Genomic DNA, 3,636 nt, shown 5'->3' with positions numbered 1-3,636 from the left:
CGAAGACCCGGCGGCCGGCGACCCAGGTGGCGAGGACGCGGCCCTGCATGCGGCGGAGGTCGTAGGGGGTGTTCTTCGACTTCGAGCGGAGCGTCGCGCGGTCGAGGACGAAGGGCGTGTCCGGGTCGAAGAGGACGAGGTCGGCCGGGGCGCCGGGGGCGAGGCGTCCCGAGGGGAGGCCGAGGAGCCTGGCCGGGTTGAGAGAGAGGGCTCGCCAGAGGGCTGGCAGCGTCAGGTGGCCGGCGTGGAAGAGCTGCATGGCGGCGGGCAGGAGCGTCTCGAGGCCGACCGCGCCGGGGGCGGCCTCCTCGAAGGGGAGGCGCTTCTCCTCCTCGTCCTGCGGGCTGTGGAAGGAGCCGACGAGGTCGATGAGCCCCTCGGCGAGCGCCTCGACCGTCGCCATCCGGTCGTCCTCGGAGCGGAGCGGCGGGCGGAGCTTGAAGAAGGTGCGATAGTCGCCGATGTCGAACTCGTTGAGCGTGAGATGGTGGATCGAGGTGCCGGCCGTCACCTTCAGCCCGGCGGCGCGGGCACGAGCGAGGGCGGCGAGCGCGGCGGCGGTGGTGAGCTGGTCGGCGTGGTAGCGGACGCCGGTCGCCTCGACGAGGGCGAGGTCGCGCTCGAGCCCGATGCGCTCGGCGACCGGCGAGACGGTGGGCAGGCCGAGCTGGCTCGCGAACTGGCCGGCGGTGGCGCAGGTGTCCTCGGAGAGGCTCCGCTCCTGCGGGTGGCCGAGGACGAGGGCCCCGAGTCCGGCGGCGTAGGTCAGGCAGCGGTGGAAGACGCGGGCGTCGGAGACGGCGCGGCCGTCCATGAAGGCGACGGCGCCGGCGTCCATCAGGAAGCCGATCTCGGTCATCTCGCGGCCGTCGCGGCCCTTGGTGAGGGCGGCCATGGGCAGGACGTTCACGGGGCTCGTCGCGACGGCGCGGCGCTGGAGGAACTCGAGCGTCTCGGGGGTGTCGATGGCCGGGACCGTGTCGGGGCGGGTGACGATCGTCGTCACCCCGCCGGCGGCGGCAGAGGCGCCGGCGGTGCGGAAGCTCTCCTTGTGCCGCTCGCCCGGCTCGCCGACCTTGACGCCGACGTCGATGATGCCGGGGGCGAGGTGCCTGCCGCCGCAGTCCTGGCCGGGGCGGTCGCCCTCGAAGACCTCGGCGATCCGGCCCTCCTCGATGACGAGGCCGCCGGCGAAGACGCGGTCGCCCTCCGGGTCGACGAGGCGGGCGTTGGCGAGCGTCAGCACGGCACGGCTCCGCCCGGCTCGTTGCGGGCGCGGAGGTTGCGGGCGAGGAGGTCCATGGCGGCCATGCGGACGGCGACGCCCATCTCGACCTGCTCCTGGATGACGGAGACGTTGATGTCGTCGGCCAGCGTGCCGTCGATCTCGACCCCGCGGTTCATCGGGCCGGGGTGCATGACGATGGCGTCGGGGCTGGCATGGGCGAGCTTCTCGGCGTCGAGGCCGAAGCGGTGGTAGTATTCGCGCATCGAGGGGATGAGCGCGCCGTCCATGCGCTCCTTCTGCAGGCGGAGCATCATGACGACGTCGGCGCCCTCGAGACCCTCGCGCATGTCCTCGAAGATCTCGACCCCCATCCGGTCGGCGCCGGGCGGGATGAGCGTGGGGGGGGCGATCAGGCGGATGCGGTTCTCCATGCGGCCGAGCAGGATGATGTTCGAGCGGGCGACGCGGGAGTGGGCGATGTCGCCGCAGATCGCCACGGTCAGGCGGGAGAGGAGGCCCTTGCGGCGACGGATGGTGAGGGCGTCGAGCAGGGCCTGGGTCGGGTGCTCGTGGCGGCCGTCGCCGGCGTTGAGGACGGCGCAGTTGACCTTGGAGGCGAGGAGGTTGACGGCGCCGGAGGAAGGGTGGCGCACCACGAGGAGGTCGGGGTGCATGGCGTTGAGCGTCATCGCGGTGTCGATGAGGGTCTCGCCCTTCTTCACCGAGGAGGAGGCGACGGACATGTTCATGACGTTGGCGCCGAGCCGCTTGCCGGCGAGCTCGAAGCTCGCCTGGGTGCGGGTCGAGGCCTCGAAGAACATGTTGATCTGGGTGAGGCCCTTGAGGGCGTCGGCGCGCTTGTCGGACTGGCGGTTGAGGGCGACGTAGGTCTCGGCGAGGTCGAGCACCGTCTCGATGTCCTCGCGCGACAGGCCCTCGATGCCGAGAAGGTGGCGGTGCGCGAACAAGACGGCCCTCCGGTGCGTTGGCGGCATCTATAAGCAGCCGATTCGGCGGCGACAAGCCGGAGCGCCGCGGATCTGGCGCCGGGCGGGCGGCCGGCCTAGGCTTGCGGCATGGATGCCGATTCCGTCTCCTTCGCCGCCGATCTGGCCGCGCTCGCCTGGCAGGTGGAGCTCGGCGCCGACGAGGCGATCGCCGAGGAGCCGGTCGACCGCTTCGAGGTCCGCGCGGCGGCTCCGGCCGCGCGGGCGGCAACGGCGGCGCAGCCGGTCGCGCCGGCCGTGCGGACGGCTGTCGTGGAGCGGGGGAGCGTGGAGATCGCGGCGGGGTGCGGCGATCTCGCGAGCCTGCGGGCGGCGATCGGCGCGTTCGAGGGGTGCTCGCTGAAGCAGGGGGCGCGGAACCTCGTCTTCGCGGACGGCGACCCGCGGGCGCGGGTGATGGTGATCGGCGAGGCGCCGGGGCGGGAGGAGGACCGGGAGGGGCTGCCGTTCGTCGGGCGGTCGGGGCAGCTGCTCGACCGGATGCTGGCGGCGATCGGGCTGTCGCGGCGGGCGGAGGATCCCCGCGCCGGGGCCTATATCACCAACGTGCTGCCCTGGCGGCCGCCGCAGAACCGCGACCCCTCGGGCGACGAGGCGGCGAAGATGCTGCCCTTCCTCTTCCGCCACATCGAGCTCGCGCGGCCGGAGTTCCTGCTGCTGCTCGGCTCGCCGGCGGCGCGGGCGGTGCTGTCGGCGGAGTTCGGGGTGACGCGGCTCCGGGGCAAGTGGCACGAGTGGCGCGGGGTGCCGGCGATCGCCACCTTCCATCCGGCGGCGCTGCTGCGCGACCCGGGCAAGAAGCGCGAGGTCTGGGCCGACCTCGTGATGCTGAAGGCGCGGATGGGAGGCTGAGGGATGGCCGGGATCGACGCTTCGCGGAGCTTCCTGCCGGTGCGGATCGCGGTGCTGACCGTCTCGGACAGCCGCGGGCTGGCCGAGGACCGGTCGGGGGATGTGCTGGTCGAGCGGCTGACGGCGGCGGGGCACCTCCTGGCCGACCGGGCGATCGTGCGGGACGAGCAGGCGGAGATCGAGGCGCGGCTCCGGGCCTGGATCGCCGATCCGGGGGTCGATGCGGTGATCTCGACCGGCGGGACCGGGCTGACCGGGCGGGACGTGACGGTCGAGGCGCACGAGGCGGTCTACGAGAAGGCGGTGCCGGCCTTCGGGACGCTCTTCACCCTGCTCTCCTACGAGAAGGTCGGGACCTCGGCGATCCAGAGCCGGGCCTGCGCCGGGGTGGCGGGGGGCACCTATCTCTTCGCGCTGCCGGGCTCTCCCGGCGCCTGCCGCGACGCCTGGGACGGCATCCTGGCGGCGCAGCTCGATGCGCGGCACCGGCCCTGCAACTTCGTCGAGATCATGCCGCGGCTGACCGAGCATCTGCAGCGGAAGTGAGCG

4 protein-coding genes are annotated in these 3,636 nt (G+C 73.2%); 2 read left to right on the top strand and 2 right to left on the bottom strand.

Features of this window, described 5'->3' with window-relative positions; translation table 11 throughout:
• Positions 1-1,246: dihydroorotase (pyrC, locus tag Q0112_RS02405; RefSeq protein WP_297970914.1), on the bottom strand; the 1,246-nt coding region annotated here is incomplete at its 3' end.
• Positions 1,240-2,223 carry an aspartate carbamoyltransferase catalytic subunit gene (locus Q0112_RS02400; RefSeq protein WP_297970911.1) on the bottom strand — a complete coding sequence of 328 codons (984 nt, stop codon included), beginning with the start codon at positions 2,221-2,223 and terminating at the stop codon, positions 1,240-1,242. The genes Q0112_RS02400 and pyrC, both read right to left, overlap by 7 nt.
• Before the next feature lie 81 nt (positions 2,224-2,304).
• On the opposite strand from Q0112_RS02400, the gene Q0112_RS02395 reads away from it, so the two are divergent.
• Positions 2,305-3,087, top strand: coding sequence for a uracil-DNA glycosylase (locus Q0112_RS02395; RefSeq protein WP_297970908.1), 783 nt, complete (start codon positions 2,305-2,307; stop codon positions 3,085-3,087).
• Positions 3,088-3,090: 3 nt separating this feature from the next.
• Positions 3,091-3,633 carry a molybdenum cofactor biosynthesis protein B gene (moaB, locus tag Q0112_RS02390; protein ID WP_297970906.1) on the top strand — a complete coding sequence of 181 codons (543 nt, stop codon included), beginning with the start codon at positions 3,091-3,093 and terminating at the stop codon, positions 3,631-3,633.
• The last annotated feature ends 3 nt before the right edge of the window (positions 3,634-3,636 follow it).

The organism is uncultured Amaricoccus sp. (genome assembly GCF_937858865.1).
Classification (GTDB): domain Bacteria; phylum Pseudomonadota; class Alphaproteobacteria; order Rhodobacterales; family Rhodobacteraceae; genus Amaricoccus.
The sequence above is the reverse complement of the archived record's forward strand: the minus strand, read 5'-3'. Positions and strand labels throughout refer to the sequence as shown.